The organism is Arthrobacter sp. efr-133-TYG-118, from assembly GCF_030209755.1.
Classification (GTDB): domain Bacteria; phylum Actinomycetota; class Actinomycetes; order Actinomycetales; family Micrococcaceae; genus Arthrobacter.
The window spans coordinates 101,961-120,879 of record NZ_JARVRH010000005.1; the positions used below are offsets into that span (position 1 = coordinate 101,961).

The 18,919-nt window shown below is 64.2% G+C and carries 20 protein-coding genes; 12 read left to right on the forward strand and 8 right to left on the reverse strand.

The annotated features are described in order from the left end of the window. The first annotated feature begins 74 nt into the window (after positions 1-74). Both QRN59_RS04945 and QRN59_RS04950 read left to right on the forward strand, forming a co-directional pair. Positions 75-533 (forward strand): hypothetical protein, encoded by a 459-nt coding sequence (locus QRN59_RS04945; protein WP_284981392.1) that lies wholly within the window; start codon positions 75-77, stop codon positions 531-533. A gap of 153 nt (positions 534-686) precedes the next feature. Beyond that, positions 687-1,289, forward strand: a complete 603-nt coding sequence (locus tag QRN59_RS04950) for a DUF305 domain-containing protein (protein WP_284981393.1) — start codon at positions 687-689, stop codon at positions 1,287-1,289. A 72-nt stretch (positions 1,290-1,361) separates the two neighbouring features. Here QRN59_RS04950 and QRN59_RS04955 read toward each other — a convergent pair whose 3' ends face one another. Continuing rightward, positions 1,362-1,604: a hypothetical protein gene (locus QRN59_RS04955; protein WP_284981394.1), complete on the reverse strand. Its 243-nt coding sequence runs from the start codon at positions 1,602-1,604 to the stop codon at positions 1,362-1,364. A gap of 234 nt (positions 1,605-1,838) precedes the next feature. Between QRN59_RS04955 and QRN59_RS04960 the strand changes: the two genes are divergently transcribed. The 4 genes from QRN59_RS04960 (at position 1,839) to QRN59_RS04975 (ending at position 6,313) form a co-directional block, all read left to right on the forward strand. Beyond that, positions 1,839-3,404, forward strand: coding sequence for a CehA/McbA family metallohydrolase (locus QRN59_RS04960; RefSeq protein ID WP_284981395.1), 1,566 nt, complete (start codon positions 1,839-1,841; stop codon positions 3,402-3,404). A gap of 125 nt (positions 3,405-3,529) precedes the next feature. Beyond that, complete coding sequence (locus tag QRN59_RS04965) at positions 3,530-4,573, forward strand: NAD(P)-dependent alcohol dehydrogenase (RefSeq protein ID WP_284981396.1); 1,044 nt, start codon at positions 3,530-3,532, stop codon at positions 4,571-4,573. Positions 4,574-4,586: 13 nt separating this feature from the next. Further along, positions 4,587-5,570, forward strand: coding sequence for an aldo/keto reductase (locus tag QRN59_RS04970; protein ID WP_284981397.1), 984 nt, complete (start codon positions 4,587-4,589; stop codon positions 5,568-5,570). 146 nt (positions 5,571-5,716) lie between these two features. After that, entirely contained in the window at positions 5,717-6,313 is a 597-nt protein-coding gene (locus QRN59_RS04975) for a TMEM175 family protein (protein ID WP_284981398.1), read from the forward strand. Between the two features lie 4 nt (positions 6,314-6,317). Here QRN59_RS04975 and QRN59_RS04980 read toward each other — a convergent pair whose 3' ends face one another. Further along, a complete protein-coding gene (locus QRN59_RS04980; protein WP_284981400.1) occupies positions 6,318-6,836 on the reverse strand; it encodes a GNAT family N-acetyltransferase in 519 nt (172 codons plus the stop codon). 66 nt (positions 6,837-6,902) lie between these two features. On the opposite strand from QRN59_RS04980, the gene trxB reads away from it, so the two are divergent. The 3 genes from trxB to QRN59_RS04995 all read left to right on the forward strand — a co-directional run bounded on the left by trxB (position 6,903) and on the right by QRN59_RS04995 (position 10,480). Then, positions 6,903-7,880, forward strand: coding sequence for a thioredoxin-disulfide reductase (gene trxB, locus QRN59_RS04985; RefSeq protein ID WP_284981401.1), 978 nt, complete (start codon positions 6,903-6,905; stop codon positions 7,878-7,880). Positions 7,881-7,977: 97 nt separating this feature from the next. Beyond that, positions 7,978-9,228, forward strand: a complete 1,251-nt coding sequence (locus QRN59_RS04990; protein WP_284981402.1) for an Nramp family divalent metal transporter — start codon at positions 7,978-7,980, stop codon at positions 9,226-9,228. A 4-nt stretch (positions 9,229-9,232) separates the two neighbouring features. Continuing rightward, positions 9,233-10,480 (forward strand): APC family permease, encoded by a 1,248-nt coding sequence (locus tag QRN59_RS04995; protein ID WP_284981403.1) that lies wholly within the window; start codon positions 9,233-9,235, stop codon positions 10,478-10,480. Here QRN59_RS04995 and QRN59_RS05000 read toward each other — a convergent pair. After that, on the reverse strand, positions 10,470-11,669 hold the full coding sequence (locus QRN59_RS05000; protein ID WP_284981404.1) for an MFS transporter: 1,200 nt from the start codon (positions 11,667-11,669) through the stop codon (positions 10,470-10,472). The two genes, QRN59_RS04995 and QRN59_RS05000, sit on opposite strands and share 11 nt — an antisense overlap. A 205-nt stretch (positions 11,670-11,874) precedes the next feature. Between QRN59_RS05000 and QRN59_RS05005 the strand changes: the two genes are divergently transcribed. Both QRN59_RS05005 and QRN59_RS05010 read left to right on the forward strand, forming a co-directional pair. Continuing rightward, positions 11,875-12,264: a hypothetical protein gene (locus QRN59_RS05005; protein ID WP_184735461.1), complete on the forward strand. Its 390-nt coding sequence runs from the start codon at positions 11,875-11,877 to the stop codon at positions 12,262-12,264. Positions 12,265-12,457: 193 nt separating this feature from the next. After that, positions 12,458-12,715 carry a mycoredoxin gene (locus tag QRN59_RS05010; RefSeq protein WP_284981405.1) on the forward strand — a complete coding sequence of 86 codons (258 nt, stop codon included), beginning with the start codon at positions 12,458-12,460 and terminating at the stop codon, positions 12,713-12,715. A gap of 14 nt (positions 12,716-12,729) precedes the next feature. On the opposite strand, the gene QRN59_RS05015 is transcribed toward QRN59_RS05010, so the two are convergent. From QRN59_RS05015 to QRN59_RS05035, 5 genes are all read right to left on the reverse strand, one after another. Next, positions 12,730-15,030: an FdhF/YdeP family oxidoreductase gene (locus QRN59_RS05015; RefSeq protein WP_284981406.1), complete on the reverse strand. Its 2,301-nt coding sequence runs from the start codon at positions 15,028-15,030 to the stop codon at positions 12,730-12,732. 102 nt (positions 15,031-15,132) lie between these two features. After that, the gene (locus QRN59_RS05020) at positions 15,133-15,909 is read right to left on the reverse strand and encodes a lipoate--protein ligase family protein (protein WP_284981407.1); all 777 of its coding nucleotides are present in this window, start codon (positions 15,907-15,909) and stop codon (positions 15,133-15,135) included. Beyond that, a complete protein-coding gene (locus QRN59_RS05025) occupies positions 15,909-16,712 on the reverse strand; it encodes a thioesterase family protein (RefSeq protein ID WP_284981408.1) in 804 nt (267 codons plus the stop codon). Before QRN59_RS05025 ends, QRN59_RS05020 begins: the two co-directional genes overlap by 1 nt. Before the next feature lie 32 nt (positions 16,713-16,744). Further along, positions 16,745-17,233 (reverse strand): DedA family protein, encoded by a 489-nt coding sequence (locus QRN59_RS05030; protein WP_284981409.1) that lies wholly within the window; start codon positions 17,231-17,233, stop codon positions 16,745-16,747. Between the two features lie 70 nt (positions 17,234-17,303). Further along, the gene (locus QRN59_RS05035) at positions 17,304-17,498 is read right to left on the reverse strand and encodes a DUF1918 domain-containing protein (RefSeq protein WP_059389323.1); all 195 of its coding nucleotides are present in this window, start codon (positions 17,496-17,498) and stop codon (positions 17,304-17,306) included. A 187-nt stretch (positions 17,499-17,685) separates the two neighbouring features. Between QRN59_RS05035 and QRN59_RS05040 the strand changes: the two genes are divergently transcribed. Beyond that, positions 17,686-18,837 (forward strand): PDDEXK nuclease domain-containing protein, encoded by a 1,152-nt coding sequence (locus QRN59_RS05040; protein WP_284981410.1) that lies wholly within the window; start codon positions 17,686-17,688, stop codon positions 18,835-18,837. Positions 18,838-18,919 lie beyond the last annotated feature (82 nt).

Here is an 18,919-nt window from a genome sequence, read left to right on the forward strand (position 1 = left end):
CGAACGGCGCTTATACTCGTTGAACCCGTCGTAACCTGAGAACCGAGCGCACAAGCCGCAGAAGGAGGAAGACCATGACCGACCCCCTGCGGGGCCGCGCCGCCGCCTTCCTCCTCCGTATGGGCCTGTTGGCAGGATTGCTGTCGATCATCGCCGGAATCGTCGGGATGCATGTCATGGCGGGTGGCCACAGCATGCACGCTGCCCCCGTCGTGAGCCCGGCCGCCGTCGCGAGCCCGTTGCATGCGGTCCACACGGACGCTGAAAGTGCGTCGCTGCCGGACAAAGCTGCAGTTCAACCCGCGGCTTCACCGCCGGCGCCGTCTTGCGCAAGCGCGGGCACGTGCACCGGGATGTCGGCTTCGCACGCCGTCTGCGTCCCTGCGCCAGGCCATAACACGCTCACAGCACCCTTACCCGGCGTCCCGCCCTATGCCACCACGGGCACGGCCGAGGCCGGCGCCTTGGTCTCCGGCTATTCGCACCGCCCGGGTAGTCCTTCCCCGGGCGATCTGTGCATCAGTCGCACGTAGAATCCACAGCCGCACCGGGCTGCCAGCCCGCTGCACAAGACTCCACCCTGACGTGCCGCCCACGCGGTGGGCTTGCTGTGCGCGTCCCACGCAGCCGTACCCCTGCCGGCTGATTGATTGAAGGACCCCAAAACCATGAGAAAAAACCTGACCATGACAACCTTTACCGTTGCCACGGCAATCGCGCTTGCCGGTTGCTCGGCCGGAACCGGCGGTGGCAATATGCCGGGAATGAACCACGGAAGCGCCTCCCCCTCCGGGGCGGCCACGTCCGCTGCCGGTTCGGCTGCGGACGCTTCCGGAGGCCACAACGCGGCGGACGCAGGGTTCGCCCGGATGATGATCCCCCACCATGCCCAGGCCGTTCAGATGAGCGACGTCGTGCTCGCCAAAACCGATATCCCTGCCCCAGTGACTGCGCTCGCCGGCAGGATCAAGGCAGCCCAAGGCCCGGAGATCGAGAAGATGACGGGCTGGCTCAAGGAATGGAATGAGCCCGTCGAGATGTCCGGCGACCACACCATGAACGGAATGGTTGACAACCAGGACATCACCACGCTCGAGGCCGCCCAAGGCCGGGAAGCAGCCAGGCTGTTCCTGACCCACATGATCGCCCACCACCAAGGGGCCGTGGCCATGGCGCAAAAGGAAGGCGCCGACGGTAAGAACCCCGATGCCCTCAAACTCGGCAAGGACATCGTGACGGCCCAGCAGGCGGAGATCAAGGAAATGCAGGATCTGCTCAGCACCCTCTAGCTCCAAAGCACCGGCCCACCTGGATTTCCAGTGGGGGCCGGTGCCGGTGGCCTGGTAGCGGCGTCCGCGGGTCTAGACCGTGACGCCTACGGAGGATCCTTCCGCTTCCAACACGGCCTGCGCCACATCTTCCCTGAGGTGGTAGTCCCTTGCCTCGACCGGATACAGGGAACCACTGACCACGTAATAACCCCGGCCTTCGCCTGGCCCGCCGGCCGCGGCATCTATCGCGGCGATCATCGCCGGCTCCAAGGGCTTTTCTTTGCCCGCCTCGCGCAATCGAGCGAGGTCCTCGGCTTCAAGGCGACTGATCAAACCCGGAATATCGCACATCTAAAAACACCGTCCTGTTCGGTCCATGGGAAAGGTTTGCGCCGTCGCCCCAGCCCTTGGTGCATGCCAAGAACAGTAAGCCCGGGCATGGCTCGTGGCAAGGGTCCAATGAGGACGAGTCCACTCAGTGGGCGCCGCTTGCCAGCGCTTCCGGTTTCATGCTGCGTTCTTGCTTCCGTTGCCTACTGTTCAGTAACGGTAGGCAACATCGAGGAAGTGACTTCACCATGCAAAGCCCATTCGGGCGACAACGTCTCCTTTTCCCCTACCCGGCGCGGCTTCCTGGCCGCCGCACTGACCGGCGCGGCCTTGACCCTGGCCCCGGTTTCGTTCGCGGCAGCCGCTACCGGAACCAGCAAGACCAAGACGATCACCGGCCACCTGGATCCGGGCGCCGCAGACTTCGTGTATTTGCCGATCGAGGTCCCGGCCGGCGTCAACAAGATCAGCGTTTCGTACACCTACAGCAAGCCCCAGGTGGCCTCTGGACTCCTCGGGAACGCCTGCGACATCGGAATCTTCGATGAAAAGGGCACCGACCTCGCCGGCAAGGGCTTCCGTGGCTGGTCAGGCGGTTTCCGCACAGAATTCAGCATCAGCGCCGGAGGCGACACAACGCCGGGCTATCTGCCAGGACCCATTGGGAAGGGCACGTGGAACGTCGTTCTCGGCCCCTACCAGGTAGCCGAGCAGGGCCTCGACTACACCGTGAACGTCACCCTCGAGTACGGACCCGACGCCAACCCTTTCAAGCCCCAGTACCCGCCGCAGCAGATCGCCGGACGAGGCGCGGCCTGGTACCGCGGCGATGCGCACCTGCACACCGTCTACTCCGACGGAAAGCGCACCCCCGAGGAGGTCGCAGCCGGCGCCCGCGCCGCGCGCCTCGACTTCATGATCTCCACGGACCACAACACGCCGGCATCGCACGGCGTCTGGGGACCGCTCGCCGGCAACGACCTCCTCATCCTCACGGGCGAGGAAGTCACCACGCGAAACGGCCACTACCTCGCGCTCGGCCTGGAGCCGGGCGAATGGATCGACTGGCGCTACCGGGCCCGCGACAAGGGGTTCGAGCAGGAAGCCCAGCGGATCCACGCCTCGGGCGGCATCGTTGTTCCGGCCCACCCGTACTGCCCGTACGTCGCCTGCCGCTGGAAGTTCGGTTATGACGACGCCGACGCTGTGGAGGTCTGGACGGGCCCGTGGACCCTGGACGACGAGTCCTCCGTCAACACGTGGGATTCGATGCTCGCCCACTCCGTGCGCACAGGTGGCCGGTGGCTCCCCGCGATGGGCAACAGCGACGCCCACAGCGTCCCCCAGGTCATCGGCTTCCCCCACAACGTGGTCAACGCCGCGGCGTTGTCCCGCGATGCCCTGCTGGACGGCATCCGTAACGGCCGGAACTGGATCGCCGAGTCCGCTGATGTCTCGATGGACTTCCAGGTGACGTCCGGCGGCAGGAGCGCGACCGTGGGAGACCGTCTCAACGTCGCGGCAGACGCCGCCGTGACAGTGACGGCGAAAATCGCCGGGGTGCCGAACGGCGTCGTACGCTTCATCACGGATGAGGGACAGACCCAGCAAGTCACGCTTCCCGCGTCGGGCCAGGGAACGAGCACGTGGATTACTACCCCGCAGCTCGCGGCGTACGTGCGCGTGGAGGTCCGGCACCCGAAGATCGACGGAACGTCGGGCAGCGGCACGGAGATGGGGACGGTCATCCCGCTCGGCCCCATGGCGGCGTTGACGAACCCGATCTTCCTGGGCGCCAGCTAGTCCGCAACAGATCCGATTCGGTTGAGGGAGGCCCTGCCGGTACCCCTACCAGCAGGGCCTCCCTCATATCGGAAATCTCGTGTTGGGTGGATAGTGCCAATCCTCCGTCCACCAACAGGAGAAAAATGCTGACCGTCAATGCCTACGCCGCCCCATCCGCGAGCGAAGCCCTCGTCCCCACCACCATTGAGCGCCGCGACGTCGGTGCCCACGACGTGCTGATCGAGATCAAGTACGCAGGCATCTGCCATTCAGACATCCACACTGTCCGCGGCGACTGGGGACCGCAATCCTACCCACTCGCGCCCGGCCACGAAATCGCCGGAATTGTCACTGAAATAGGCTCCGAAGTGAGCCGCCACAAAGTCGGCGACCGCGTCGGCGTCGGCTGCATGGTCAACTCCTGCGGCGAATGCGGGAACTGCCGCAAGGGCGAGGAGCAGTACTGCCTGAAAGGCATGACCGGGACATACGGCGCCGTTGACCGCGACGGGACGATCACCCAGGGCGGCTACTCCACGCACGTCGTCGTGGTCGAGGACTTCGTGGTGCGGATCCCTGAAGGAATAGAGCTCGACGCCGCCGCTCCCCTGCTGTGCGCAGGCATCACCACATATTCGCCGCTTCGGCATTGGGGTGCCGGCCCGGGCAAGAAGGTCGCCGTGGTCGGACTCGGCGGGCTGGGCCACATGGCCGTCAAGCTCGCGCACGCCATGGGCGCCGAAGTCACGGTGTTGTCCCAATCGCTGAAGAAAATGGAAGACGGCCTGCGCTTGGGCGCCAATCAGTACTTCGCCACGAGCGATCCGGCCACCTTCGAAGAGCTTGCGGGAACGTTCGACCTCATCATCAACACGGTCAGCGGCCCGATCGACATCAGCTCCTACCTTCAGTTGCTGGCCCTCGACGGCGCCCTGGTGAACGTAGGCGCACCGGCCGAACCGCTGCCGGTCAACGTGTTCTCACTCATCACGGGACGGCGCTCCTTCGCCGGGTCGGCGATCGGCGGGATCCGCGAGACCCAGGAAATGCTCGACTTCTGCGCCGAACACGGACTCGGGGCCGAGATCGAGGTCATTCCGGCCGACAAGATCAACGACGCCTACGAGCGCGTGCTCGCCTCCGATGTGCGGTATCGCTTCGTTATTGACGCGTCCACACTGGGCTAGGGGAAGGGAAAGCGTGCAGTACACCACCGTAGGCAGGACCGGAGTGCGGGTTTCCCCGTTGTGCTTCGGGACAATGTCGTTCGGCTCCGAAGCCGACGAGCAGGCTTCAGCGGACATGTTCCACCGGGCCCGCGAGAAAGGCATCAACTTCTTCGACACCGCCGATGTTTACGGCGGCGGCCGCTCGGAGGAGATCCTGGGCAAGCTCGTCTCGGACAGCCGGGACGAGGTCGTCATTGCCTCCAAAGTGTTCTACCCCACCGGCGCGGACATCAACGCCCAGGGCCTGTCCCGCCGCCACATCGTGCGCGCGGTCGAGGCGACCTTGAAGCGCTTGGGGACGGACTGGATCGACTTCTATTTTGTCCACGCCTTCGATGAGCACACACCCATCGAGGAGTCGTTGCGCGCACTTGACGATCTGCAGCGGCAGGGGAAAATCCTCTACCCTGCCGTCAGCAACTGGGCGGCATGGCAGATCGCGACGGCCCAGGGCATCTCCGCGAAGGAAGGGCTCGCCCGGTTTGAACTGATCGAACCCATGTACAACCTGGTCAAGCGACAGGCAGAGGTGGAGATTCTTCCGTTGGCCCAGGCGGAGAATATGGGCGTCATCACGTACAGCCCGCTCGGAGCGGGGTTGCTGACCGGCAAATATGGCGCCGGCAAACGTCCCGAAAGCGGCAGGCTCGTCGAAAATGCCCGCTACGCAGACCGATACGGCGTCGAGAGCGACCTGACAACAGCCGATCGGTTTACCGCATTCGCGCGGGAATCCGGCATCAAGCCCGCGACACTCGCCGTGGCGTGGGCAATGTCGCATCCGGCTGTCACTGCGCCGATCACCGGCGCACGGAACCTCGAACAGCTCGAGGAGTCCCTGGCTGCACTGGACGTCGGGATGACGGCGGAACTTCGCGACAGGATCTCGGCCCTCTCGCCAACCCCGGCCCCGGCAACGGACCGGACCGAGGTTCTCAAGCCGAACTGGACCTGATCCGTCCCATCGGAAAAGTCCCTGCGGGGCGCGTGCACCGCCTCTCTCGCCGCGGGCTTGCGCTTCGTGGGGCTTTCTGCTGTCGGGGAGTGTCGCTTGGCCACGGGAGTCCGCAGCAACGATGATGTCCCCATGAAGGCAATCCGATGAACAAGAACCGGCTCGAGGCATTCAGTGACGGCGTCCTCGCCATTGTCATCACCATTATGGTGCTTGAGCTGCGCGTGCCCGCGGAACCGAGCTGGCATGCCTTGCTCAGCGTCTTTCCCACGTTCCTCAGCTACTTGCTGAGCTTCGTCTACGTGGGGATCTACTGGAACAACCACCACCATATGATCCATCTGGCGGATCGGGTCAACGGCAGAATACTGTGGGCGAACCTGCACCTGTTGTTCTGGATATCCCTCTTCCCGTTCAGCACGCGCTGGATGGATGAGTCGGGCTTCGCCGAGGTCCCGGTGCTGGCTTACGGGTTCAACCTGCTCTGCGCCGCGATTGCGTACTTCGTCCTGCAGCAGTCGTTGATCCGGCACCAGGGGCGCCAGGGTGCACTCGCTCAAGCGATTGGCCGGGACTGGAAGGGGAAGACGTCGCCGCTCATCTATCTGGCCGGTCTGGGCCTCTGCCTTCTGCATCCTTTGCTCGGTGTCGCAGCCTACACAGTCGTGGCACTCATCTGGCTGGTTCCGGACCGTCGCGTTGAACACTTTGTCACCCGCGCGCACCAGGACCGGGCAGAGTAGCTCTTCAGACCCGGCGTGAGCGCCGTTCAAGCAGGAGCGTGTCCCGCCATTGGCCGGCAAGGGGCCCGGCACTCATGCGCGCGATGCGTTCACGCCGGCCGACGATGGAGAAGCCATTGGCCTGGTGAAGGCGGATGCTGGCCTGGTTTTCGGGGAAAATACTGGACTGGATAGTCCAGATGCCATGCTCTTCGGTCGACGCAGCCAGCGCTTTCAGCAGCAGGCTTCCGACGCCCCGTCCGCGGGCAGAACCGGCGACATAGACGGAGTGTTCGACGACGCCGGCATAGGCTGGGCGCGCGGACACGGGGGAAACGGCTGTCCATCCCAACACGCGGCCGGATACGTCGGCAACGAAGCGGTGCTCAGGAAGGCGGCTTGTATTGAATTGTTCCCAGTCCGGGGCTGCCGCTTCAAAGGTTGCTTGCCCGGTCTCGATACCCTCGGTGAAAATCGCACGGACCTCGGGCCAATCCTCGGGACTCATGGGCCGGATCAGGACGGCTCTGGCTTCGCTGGACATTCACCCATTATGCACTCGGATTGTCGAGCCCTTGATTGAAGTCCTCGTCCTTGTTGCACTTGTCCCATGAGCAAAGAACAGCTGATCATCGTCGGATCCGGCCCTGCCGGCTACACCGCGGCAATCTATGCCGCCCGGGCGGGCCTGAGCCCCCTCGTCCTTGCCGGATCGGTCACCGCCGGCGGCGCGTTGATGAACACCACGGAGGTGGAGAACTTCCCCGGCTTCCCCGCTGGAATCCAGGGTCCCGAGCTCATGGATGGCCTGCAGGAGCAGGCCGGGCGCTTCGGCGCCAAGATAGCGTTCGACGACGTCACTGAAGTCCATCTGCGTGGCCACCTCAAGCGCGTGGTCACCGGCTCGGGTGACACCCACGAAGCACGGGCCGTGATCCTTGCGACCGGTTCCGCCTACAAGGAACTCGGCCTGCCCGAAGAGAAGAGGCTGAGCGGACACGGCGTTTCGTGGTGCGCCACGTGCGATGGCTTCTTCTTCCGCGAACAGGAAATCATCGTGGTGGGTGGCGGTGATTCGGCCATGGAAGAAGCGATGTTCCTGACCCGGTTCGCGAAGACCGTGACCGTCGTCGTCCGCAGGGAAGAGCTCCGGGCCTCCCGGATCATGGCCCAGCGGGCCAAGGACAATCCGAAAATCCGCTTCGCCTGGAACTCGGCCATCACCGCAATCCACGGCGACACCAAGGTCACCGGGGTAACCCTGGCTGACGCACGTTCCGGTGAATTGCGCGAACATGCGGCTACGGGCATATTCGTGGCCATTGGACATGTCCCTCGGACGGACCTTGTTGCGGGACAGGTGGAGCTCGACGCCGAGGGTTACATCAAGGTCGACTCCCCCACGACAGTTACCAATCTGTCTGGCGTCTTCGCTTGCGGTGACGCCGTGGACCACCGCTACCGCCAAGCCATTACGGCCGCCGGCACGGGTTGCGCCGCAGCCTTGGACGCCGAACGATACCTCGCCGCACTCGACGACGCGGACAGCATCGCGACGGCGCTGGTGGAAGAACCCACCCACGCCTGAACCCACGACATATCAAGCCGCACCTAAAAACGACTTTTCGGCATGCCTAACTTAACGGTATCCTCATCATGTCCGTATCCCCGATGTTGAGGAAACCATGGCCGCCACTATTGCGGAGCAGCGCCCAGGCAAGACCCGATGGAGGTCCCGGCTCCTGTTGTTGGGGCCGGCTTTCGTTGCTGCGATCGCATACGTGGATCCGGGAAACGTCGCGGCAAACCTCACTGCCGGAGCGAATTACGGCTACCTGCTCGTGTGGGTCCTGGTAGCGGCAAACGTCATGGCTGTCCTGGTGCAGTACCAGTCGGCGAAACTCGGCTTGGCCACCGGCCACAGCCTGCCGGAACTCCTGGGCAAACGGTTGGGAACCCACCGGCGCAGACTCTTCTGGGTCCAGGCGGAGGTGGTTGCCGGGGCTACCGACATGGCCGAAGTCATCGGCGGAGCGGTAGCCCTCAACCTTCTCTTCGGACTGCCGCTTCTCATGGGCGGAATCATCATCGGCGTGGCATCCATGTTGCTCCTGGCGCTCCAGTCGTCACGGGGCCAGAAATCCTTTGAGTACGCCATCATGATGCTCCTGGCCGTCATCGCCGTCGGTTTCGTCTCGGGGCTCTTCGTCAATCCCCCCGAGACCGGTGGAGTATTGGCTGGCTTGGTGCCACGGTTCGAAGGCACGGACACTGTCCTCCTCGCTGCGAGCATGCTCGGTGCCACCGTCATGCCGCATGCCATCTACCTGCATTCGGCCCTGGCCCGTGACCGGCATGGGTTCTCGCAAGATCCCGCCGTACGGACGAGGCTCATCAAGGCCACCCGCCTGGACGTCGTGGGGGCGTTGATGCTGGCCGGAGTCGTGAACATCGCCATGCTCCTTTTAGCGGCATCCAGCTTGCGGGGAGTAGAGGGAACCGACACCATCGCCGGGGCCCATGCCGCCGTTACATCGGCCCTTGGTCCGATCATCGGAGTGGCTTTCGGCGTCGGATTGCTCGCCTCGGGCCTCGCTTCAACGTCCGTCGGATGCTACGCCGGCGCAACGGTCATGGGCGGACTCCTCAAGATCCGGGTGCCGTTGCTGCTTCGCCGAGTGGTCACCCTGATCCCGGCCTTGGTCATTCTCGGCGCGGGCATAGAACCCACCCTGGCGCTCGTGCTGAGCCAAGTCCTGCTGAGCTTCGGCATACCTTTCGCTTTGATTCCGCTGATCCGGCTCACCGGCAAGCGCGAGGTCATGGGCATCCACACGGATTCCACGGCATTGAAGATTGCGGGGTGGACCAGCGCCGCCCTCATCGTGGGCCTCAACTGCGTCCTCATCGTCCTGACAGTCACGGGGAAGTCCTAGGCTCATGAGCAACCCCCAGGCCCTGGCCCGGCGGCTGGGCACCTTTGACGCGGTCGTCATCGGATTGGGCTCGATGATCGGCGCCGGTGTTTTCGCGGCCTTCACCCCGGCCGCTGCCGCCGCAGGATCAGGGCTGCTGATTGGACTCGTCGTCGCAGCAGTCGTGGCATTCTGCAACGCGACGTCCTCCGCCCAGCTCGCCGCCGCATATCCCACGTCGGGCGGAACGTACATTTACGGTCGTGAGCGACTGGGACCGTGGTCCGGATACCTGGCCGGCTGGGGATTCGTCATCGGCAAGACCGCCAGCGCGGCAGCGATGGCCATGACATTCGCTGCCTATGCAGCCCCTCCGGGGTGGGAACGTCCCGTGGCGATCGCCGCCGTCGTCGTCCTCGCCGTCGTGAACTATCACGGGGTGACCCGCACGGCCGGCCTCACACGTCTTCTGGTTCTCGCAGTGCTGGCGGCCCTCGCCGTTGGAGTGGCAGCCTGCTGGGGCGGTTCTGCTCCCTCCCCGGCCAACATTCCCGGGGATGGACTGCTTGCACACGGCTGGTACGGAATCCTCCAATCCGCCGGGTTGTTGTTCTTCGCCTTCGCCGGCTATGCGAGGATCGCGACCATGGGAGAGGAAGTCCGCAACCCCCGGCGCGCCATCCCGCGTGCCATCGGAATCGCGTTGGGCGTCGCCGTCGTCCTCTACGCCGTCATTGCGGTGACCCTTCTCGCCGCGCTCGGCCCGGACGGCGTGGCCGGCACCTCGACGCCGCTCGCTGCCGCGGTCGGGGCCGGGACCTTCTCCTGGGCCGTTCCGGTGGTCCGTGTTGGAGCCGCGGTCGCTTCCCTCGGTGCCCTGCTGGCGCTCATCGCCGGCCTGGGTCGGACCACCCTGGCAATGGCCAGGCACCATGACCTGCCGCACTGGCTCGCCGCCATCCACACCCGGTACCGTGTCCCGCACCGGGCCGAAGTCACCCTCGCCGTCGTGATCTGCGTGATCGTCGCGGTCGCGGACTTGCGCGGCGCGATCGGCTTCTCCTCGTTCGGCGTGCTGATCTATTATTTGGTCGCCAATATTGCGGCGTTCACCCAGCCGGCCGAAGACCGCCGATACCCCAAAGCGCTCCACGTGTTCGGGGCACTGGCTTGCGTGATCCTCGTCGCCACGCTTCCGCCGCTATCGGCGGTCTTGGGCGTGATCATGTTCGCAGCAGGCATCATCCTGCGCGTCATCAGGCTCAAGCGATAGCGTCAAGGGCCGGCGCAGAGGCGGCAGGCCGTTTCTTCGACGGCATTCGCCGCGGCGGCCGCCCGGCCAGCACGATGACAAGCAGCGCCAGGACAGTGAGGACTGCGCAAGCCGCGAAGACGCCCTGGTAGCCGAGGGCCGTCGTCGATCCCACAGCGATGATGGGGCCCGAAACGATAGCTCCGACTCGCCTGGTGTTGGTGTAGAGCCCGGAGGCCAGGCCGGGACGGGGAATCAGCCGTTGGAACAACGTCAGCCCCACACCCGCCACAATCCCGAAGAACCAGGCATTCAGGACTTGGAGCGCAATCAGGGTGGCCGGGTTGGAGACAAACGCCATGGCCGCGTAGTAGGCGATTCCGGCCACGCATCCGGAGGCAATGAGGCCCCGGCTGGAGTAGCGGCGCGCCAGGCGCCCGATCAGGAAGAGGGCAGGGATCTCAAGCGCGGCCGACACGCCGAGGGCGATGCCCGCCCAGATGACGTCCACGCCGAGCCCATGGGTCACGAACAGGCCCATGATGGACACTGCGGCGCTGTTGGTGGCCTGCAGGGCGATAAAGCCGAAGACGACGGCGGCGACCCCCATTTTCGAGAAAGGGTGCCCGTCCTCTTCGCCCTGGGCCTTGGGGTGATCTTCGATGACAGCCGCACGCCGTCGGGAAATCATGGCAGCAGTCGTGGCGACATTGAGGACCGCAACCGCTCCGAGGGCGAGGAGGATGGCCCGGTTTCCCAGCGCGCCCATGATGAACGTCGCCAAGGGCGGCCCCGCCACCCAGGCGAAGGAGACGATCGCGCGCGTGTTCACCACATCAGTCGTTCCGGCACCTGAGTGCCTGAGGTGGGCGAACAAGAGCGAGCTGCCTACTCCTGCAGGACCGCCAAGGACGATCAAGCCCACGACGGCGAGCGGCAGCGACGTGCTCACCGCCAGGAGGGCGGACAGCGCCAGGGTCAGGACGCCACAGGCCAGCATGGGCCGCAGGTAGTCATTCGCACGGTCTGCATATGCCGGCACGAGGAGGGAGGCGACGAAGCCGCTGGCGTTGTAGACAGCGAGGACCCATCCCACCTCGGCCGGGGTGGCGTTGAAGAGGGCCACCAGCAGGAGTGCCAGCGCAGGGTTGAGGAACGCGAACTGGAACCCCCACAACAGCGCCGCAGAGGGGACGAGCAAACTCTTCATGCTTCCATTGCGGTTATCCACGTCCTCAACCCTAAAAGCCTTCCGGGCCGCGAGGGAGGCCCTGCCGGTACCTGTATCAGCACGTCTTCCGGCTGGTCAGGGCTGATTTCGGCCGCAGGCCCGATCAGATCCGGCCGACGGCAAGGCTCTGACAAAACCCGGATCAGGGGTGGACGGCGGAGGTCGCACAGAGCAGGATTGAGCCATGAGCATCCATGAGGCACTTCTGAAGCAGGCCAGCATCACCGCCACGGAAGCCACGCTCGTGGCGAAGTTCGAGATCGAGGGCAACATCCCTGGTTCCGGCGCCTTTGTCGTCGGCTTGGTCGCGGCCACTCCTGATTATTCCTCTCAACGAAGACTGGGCATCGAGTTCATGAACGGGGAGGCGATCGCTTTCTTCTCGTTCAACCATGACCAAAGCGCCGAAGAGAACTACGACCTCAAGGGTGTTGAGCACTCGGGGAACACCATTACGGGCCATTTCCCTCTCTCGGCGATCAACGGCCTTGGCAAGGGACACGTGATGACGGCCTTCAGCGAAGCCGACGGCCGCGAGTTCCAATCCGGCGTCGCCGTCGAAGAGTCGCTCTAGGATCGGCTTCTAACGGTCCTGGGGAACCGCGCGTCGATTTCTATTCTTCGGGCGTGCGCGGCGCGATGCGTCGCGCCGTTTCTATGTGCGTTTCTATGTGCACCGTGTCATGTGACACATGCGCGCGAAGGAATAGCGACTGCCGGGTTACCGTTGACGCGAGTAGTTCGTAACAAAGACGACAGGAGAATCCGTGGACTTCACCCCCGAATCCGGCACCATCACTATGTTCTCGACCACTTGGTGCGGTTATTGCAACCGCCTCAAGAAGCAGCTGGACGCCAAGGGCATCGGCTACAACGAGATCAACATCGAACAGGTTGAGGGCACTGCCGAACTCGTCGAGAAGCTGAACGGCGGCAACCAGACCGTCCCCACGGTCCTTTTCCCGGACGGCACCGCGGCCACCAACCCTTCCGCTGCCGAGGTCGAAGCGCGCCTCGCCGCCTGACGCCCACGAGGGAGTTATCCGGGTGGTGCGACCGGTTCCAGGCGCACCACCACGGATTTGGACGCGGGAGTGTTGCTACCTTCGGCGGTCGAATCCAGCGGCACAAGGACGTTCGCTTCCGGGTAATAGGCAGTGACGCAACCGCGGGCTGTCGGGTACGCGATCAACCGCAACTGGCGCAGGACCCGGTCCACGCCGTCGTCGGCTTCGCTGTGTACGTCCACATAGCCGCCGTCGGCAAGGCCCAGATCAGCCAGGTCCTCGCTGTGCGCAAAAAGCACCATGCGGCCCTTCTTCACGCCCCGGTAGCGGTCGTTCATGCTGTAGGTGGTCGTGTTGAATTGATCGTGGGAGCGTACTGTCTGGAGCAGCAGGCGCCCTTCCGGGACGTGGATGGTCTCAAGGTCGTTGACCGTGAACATTGCCTTTCCCGTGGCGGTGGGAAACTTCCGCTCGTCACGGGGGCCGTGGGGCAGGACGAAGCCGTCACGGCTCCGGGCTTTCTGGTTGAAGTTCTCGAAACCAGGCACCACATGGGAAATGTGTTCGCGCACTGAGTCGTAGTCCGCCTCGAAAGCTCGCCAATCAACGGGGACTTTATCGCCGAGTACCGTCCCGGCCATACGGCACACGATCGCCACTTCGGACAAGACTTTGTCGGAGATCGGCTCCAGCCTTCCCGCCGAACGGTGAACCGCGCAGACGGTGTCTTCGACGGTGACGAACTGCTCGCCGCTCGCCTGGCGGTCTATTTCCGTGCGGCCCATCGTCGGCAGGATCATCGCTTGTTCCCCCACGACGGCGTGGGAACGGTTGAGTTTCGTGGAAATCTGGACTGACAAGCGGGTCTTGCGGACGGCAGCCTCAGCCGCAGTGGTGTCCGACATTGCATGCACGAGGTTTCCACCGAGCGCTACGAGCACCTTGATCCGGCCGTCCCGCATGCCACGGATGCTGTCCACGGAATCGACGCCCGGGTGCCGCGGCGGGTCGAAGCCGAATTCCTGCTGCAGGGCGTCGAGGAACGGTTCCGGCATCTTCTCCCAAATGCCCATGGTGCGGTCGCCCTGGACGTTGCTGTGCCCACGGATCGGCGACGGACCTGCGCCGGGTTTGCCGATGTTCCCCCGGAGCAGGAGCAGATTGACGATCTCCTTGATGGTCGCCACGGCCTTCTTGTGCTGGGTCAGGCCCATGGCCCAGGTAACGATGACCTTTTCGGCACGCAGGTAGCGGGACGCAAGCTCGTCGATTTCCTCGGTCCGCAGGCCCGTTGCGGCGAGGACGTCCTGCTCATCCAGGCTGTCGATATGGGCTTGGAACTCTTCGAGGCCTTGGCAGTGCTCCTCGATGAACGCATGGTCCAGTACTGCCCCAGGTGCCGCCTTCTCTGCCTCCAGGACCCGTTTGGAGACGGCTTGAAGCAACGCCATGTCGCCTGCGAGGCGGATCTGCAGGAACTGGTCCGCCAAGTCCGTTCCTTTGCCCACCAGGCCACGGGGCCGCTGCGGGTTCTTGAAGTTGATGAGTCCGGCTTCGGGGAGCGGGTTCACCGCGACAATGCTAGCGCCGGCGAGCTTTGCCTCTTCCAGGGCGGTGAGCATCCGGGGATGGCAGGTTCCGGGGTTTTGGCCCATGATGATGATCAAATCAGCCTTGGCGAAGTCCGTGTAAGTGACGGCGGACTTGCCCACGCCGAGTGTCTCACCGAGGGCCAGCCCGGTGGACTCGTGGCACATGTTCGAGCAATCGGGCAGGTTGTTGGTCCCGAAAGCCCGGACGAAGAGCTGGTAGACGAACGCGGCCTCGTTGCTCGTCCGGCCGCTCGTATAGAAGGTGGCTTCGTCGGGCGATTCCAGGGCATTCAGTTCACGGGCCACAATCCGGAACGCATTGTCCCAGCTGATGGGACGGTAGTGGCTCGAACCCGCGGGTTTGTACACCGGTTCCACGAGCCTGCCCTGCTGTCCCAGCCAGTATTCGGAGCGCCCGGCGAGGGAATCGACGTCGTTCTCGTCCCAGAAAGTGGACGGAACTTTGAGCGGATCCGCTTCCCACCCGACAGCCTTCGCACCGTTCTCACAGAACTCGGCCAGCTTCCGCTCCGGAGGATCCGGCCAAGCGCAGCTCATGCAATCGAAGCCATCTTTCTGGTTCATGGCCAAGAGGGACTTCCAGGTGCGGGACGGCCCCATTTGGCGCAACGCATGGGGCAAGGAGTCCACCAGGCTGGGCAAACCCGCGGCGGATCGCTTCGGCGGGCCAACGGTGAGGTCCGCGTCGGAATCGTGGACAACGGATGGCTTCTTGTCCATTGCTCTACCTCGCTTCAGGAGGGCGGCAGATTCCATTCCGGGAGGAAGCCACCGCCCGGTCCACTTGGTTGTGGCCTCAAGCGTAGTCCTGGCGGTATTCGTCTACAACGGCGTGCTTGTGCTCGTCACAGGGAGAAGGCTCTGGAAATCGCCGTCGATGAGTTCGGCGTATTCCGCGTAAGCCGCGACGACGGCGTCTTCCACCGTGGGTACGTCCAGCTGCGGCAAAAGGTCATTGGCCGCCCCGGCGGTGGCGGGATCCCACTCCAGTCCGAGGGCTCCGTAGCTGGCAGTGAGGACTTCGCGGATGGGTGCCGAGTTCTCGACGACGATCACCGAGCTGAACAGCCATCCCCCGGAGACCACCCTCTGGGCGGTGCCGACGAGCTTGATCTGGTGTGTTGGAAAATCCGGGTCGAGGCCGTGGACGCTGAACTCACCCGGGCAGTACTCGCCGGGGATCTCCCCGACAGCGGCCTGGACGCCGACGCGGCGGAGCGCACCCGCCAGGAGCTCGCCAAAGAAGGAGAAACGGGCCTTCGCCCCGGCAATCGCATCGTTGTGCGGCTCCACATGGTCGATCACCAAGGTGCCCCGGTGGTAGGCCGCTGCCCGGCCACCCGCTTTGCGGATCAATGGTTCGAAGCCCAGGTCCCGGCAGGCCTCGGACGCGGCCTGGAATCCCGGCAGCTTGGCATCGCGTTGCCCGAACGCCACGGTAGGGCGGGGCCGGTACAAACGCAGCGTTGGCGCCAGCAGCCCCCTGCGGGCACGGTTGAGGAGCTCGATCCCGAAGTCCAGGTCATCAGCGACGCCAAGCGATTCTTCCTGACGCACCACCGTCAGAGTGCGCTGCTCCCCGGCGCGCTCCCGGGCCATCAGCCCTTCCTCAGCGTGAGGATCTGTTCAGCGCGGCCGAAGGGGCCGCTGATGTCGTGGAGCACTGTGGAGGTGAGGCCGATGCCGTCATCGCCAAAGGAGACCATGTTGTCCAGGCCCAGCCATTCCCCTGCAGGTTCGCGGTACATGTGGACCTGGAGGTCGAGGTTGGGGAAGATGTAGCTGTTCTTGCCCGGTGAGACGCGGGCGGCGATACCGTTGGCGGTGTCCACGAGTCCGACGAGCCTCGCGAGGTCACGGCTGTCGGCTGCATCAGTCAGCGGATGCTCCGTGCGGATCCAGACCTTGCCGGAGCCCGCCCGGTGGCCTTCCGCGATCCGCATTTCCAGGGACCGGATATACCCGCCGGGCCACACGCTCGCGCCGTCCCAGGGTTTGCATTCGTCCGGGGCCGGCATGGCGACGTCTTCTATGGCGGCGACGGCGCTCGTGTCGCTGGTGGCCATGCGCCAGGCGGTGGCCCGGATGGCCACGCGTCCTGCCGCCGAGAGTTCCGCCTGGATCAGTTCAATCGTTCTGCCAGGGCGGAGCGTGCTGGTGGTGATTTCGAATTCGCCGCCCGGGATCAATCCCAGGATTTCGTAACTGAGGCGGGCCATCCGGACGTCGTCGCGCGGCTCATGGCGGAGCAGGGCATCAGCCATGATGCCCGACGCGGGCGCCATGTGCTGCTCGTGCGGATTCCATGCGCCTTGGGCGTGGATGGTCGAGCGGAACCGCCCATTCCCGAGCGATTCGTAGTAGAAGTCGCCTTCCGCAAGGTCCGGAAGCTCAATACTCAACGCCTGCCCTTTCGCCGGTCCGGTAATGGAACTCAGACCACTGTATCTTCTGGCGCGACAGCCGTCCGACGCCGACGCCGCATGACCAGGCAGACTGCGAGTCCGGCAAGGGAGAGGACCAGGAGAACGGCGGCCAAAGGGGAGGCCGCCATGACGGCGAGCCACGCATCTATGGCCGCCAGCCCGATGGTCGCGTAGACGAAGGCCCAGATGCCGGAGCCGACTATTGCCGCAGGGAGATACCGGCTCAGTGGCATTCTCGCAGCCCCCGCCGCCAGGTTGACGGCGGTTTGGAGTCCGATCGTCAGGAAGGTCAGTACGACGGCGTAGGGGCCAAAGCGCTGAATCAAGGCCTGCGCTTTGCTTGCTTTGGGGCGATGCAAAGCGCGTGCGAAACGCGTGCGTTCGATTCCAGTTGCTGCGCCGCGGCCGATCCAGTACGTCGCGTTGACCCGGACCATCACCACAGCGAAGAGTGCCACAAGCGCAACTTCAAAGGGCAGGTCAAGGATCTGGTCCACGCGCCCTCCCCCGGTCGTCTCAGCAAGTAAGTCTTACCTTAGCTCAACGCGAAGACGGCCGGCCCCGGGGTTACGAACTCCCGCCTGTGCGATCGATCGTGAAATCACCACCCGGATACAGGATGGTCTCGTGGCCATCGTCAAAACGCACGAAATACGGCGGCGCACCATTTGCTCCGCGGACTTCGATGATCTCGCCGTGCCGGTCGGACGCCCCGACCGTTCTGCCATGAATGATGATCCGATCTCCCTGGGCTGCTTCCACAGGAACCACCTCCCAGCATTCAGATTACGAGTGTTGGGCCGTCGTGGGAACAGGCTGCGGGAGGCCCGTCCAATTGGCCGGGCGGTGGCACGTCCCAGCGCCTAAACTGTCAGCCCCCTCCCCTACGTTTGACGAAATGGTCGCCGAACCGGTCGCCGTACTCAGTCGCGTTAGAAGAGGGCAGCCCATGCAACGTCAAGAACTGAAACCGGAACAGCCCACGACGGCGGCAGCAGCGGCGTCGTTCGCGGCTCCCCCCGCGCGCACCTCCATGCCGGACTGGTACCCCGAACTGCTTGCCAGTGTCGCCAAGGAAGTCAGCACGGGACGTTCACGGGCTATTTCCGCAGCGAACAGGGCGCTGCTAGCTTCCTATTGGTCCATCGGCCGGCAACTGGCACAGCGGGAATCAGAGCAAGGCTGGGGCTCGAAGGTCGTCACCCGCTTATCGGCGGACATACAAACCCGGTTCCCCGGCTCCAAGGGATTCTCGCCGAGGAACCTCCGCTACATGAAGACTTTCGCCCAGGCCTGGCCGGAGTTCCCAATGTTGCAAGCGCCGCTTGCAACATTGCCTTGGTACCACCAGATCGCGCTGCTTGAGAAGCTCGACGACGCCGCGACCCGCCTCTGGTACGCAGCGGCCGCCGTCGAACACGGATGGTCGCGCAAGGTTCTTGCCCATCAGATCGAAACGCGCCTCCACGAGCGCTCCGGGCAAGCGATTACCAACTTCAAGACCACTATGATGCCGGCGGACTCCGACCTTGCCCAACAAGCTACCAAGGACCCGTATGTGTTCGACTTCGTCGCCATGACTGACCGCCGCAATGAGCGGGAACTGGAGCTTCAACTCGTCCAGCATGTGGAGAAGTTCCTCCTGGAGTTGGGCCAAGGCTTCGCCTTTGTCGGCGAGCAGGTCCGATTGGAAATCAGCGGCGATGAGTTCTTCGCCGATCTCCTCTTTTATCACTTGAAGCTCCGTTGCTTTGTTGTCATCGAGCTCAAGGCTGTGAAGTTCGAGCCTGGATTTGTCGGCCAGCTAGGCATGTACATGTCGGCTGTGGACGACCTTCTGGCGCATCCCGATGACAAGCCGACCATCGGGCTCCTGCTCTGCAAGGAGAAGAACAACGTGGTGGCCGAGTACGCATTGCGGGGAATCAACCTGCCCATCGGCGTCTCGGAATGGCAAAGCAAAATCAGCGAATCGCTGCCAGAGGAGCTCGCCTCAAGCCTGCCGAGCATCGAACTCCTTGAGGCCGAACTGGCTGACGCACCGGCAAACGACGCGGCCACCGAACGTGACCTTGCCGTAGAACCTGAACGTAGGCTGTGAATTCGGCCTTTGCCGGTTTTTTGTGTTCACCCTGCGGGATTCAAGGCGTACCCTACATTCATACGCGCCTGGGGGCCCTCGT

Excerpts from the sequence above, each read along its gene's own strand:
- QRN59_RS04945 (WP_284981392.1), top strand. The coding sequence starts at position 75 with ATGACCGACCCCCTGCGGGGCCGCGCCGCCGCCTTCCTCCTCCGTATG.
- QRN59_RS04950 (WP_284981393.1), top strand. The coding sequence starts at position 687 with ATGACAACCTTTACCGTTGCCACGGCAATCGCGCTTGCCGGTTGCTCG.
- QRN59_RS04965 (WP_284981396.1), top strand. The coding sequence starts at position 3,530 with ATGCTGACCGTCAATGCCTACGCCGCCCCATCCGCGAGCGAAGCCCTC.
- QRN59_RS04975 (WP_284981398.1), top strand. The coding sequence starts at position 5,717 with ATGAACAAGAACCGGCTCGAGGCATTCAGTGACGGCGTCCTCGCCATT.
- QRN59_RS04980 (WP_284981400.1), bottom strand. The coding sequence starts at position 6,836 with ATGTCCAGCGAAGCCAGAGCCGTCCTGATCCGGCCCATGAGTCCCGAG.
- trxB (WP_284981401.1), top strand. The coding sequence starts at position 6,903 with ATGAGCAAAGAACAGCTGATCATCGTCGGATCCGGCCCTGCCGGCTAC.
- QRN59_RS04990 (WP_284981402.1), top strand. The coding sequence starts at position 7,978 with ATGGCCGCCACTATTGCGGAGCAGCGCCCAGGCAAGACCCGATGGAGG.
- QRN59_RS04995 (WP_284981403.1), top strand. The coding sequence starts at position 9,233 with ATGAGCAACCCCCAGGCCCTGGCCCGGCGGCTGGGCACCTTTGACGCG.
- QRN59_RS05000 (WP_284981404.1), bottom strand. The coding sequence starts at position 11,669 with ATGAAGAGTTTGCTCGTCCCCTCTGCGGCGCTGTTGTGGGGGTTCCAG.
- QRN59_RS05005 (WP_184735461.1), top strand. The coding sequence starts at position 11,875 with ATGAGCATCCATGAGGCACTTCTGAAGCAGGCCAGCATCACCGCCACG.
- QRN59_RS05015 (WP_284981406.1), bottom strand. The coding sequence starts at position 15,030 with ATGGACAAGAAGCCATCCGTTGTCCACGATTCCGACGCGGACCTCACC.
- QRN59_RS05020 (WP_284981407.1), bottom strand. The coding sequence starts at position 15,909 with ATGGCCCGGGAGCGCGCCGGGGAGCAGCGCACTCTGACGGTGGTGCGT.
- QRN59_RS05040 (WP_284981410.1), top strand. The coding sequence starts at position 17,686 with ATGCAACGTCAAGAACTGAAACCGGAACAGCCCACGACGGCGGCAGCA.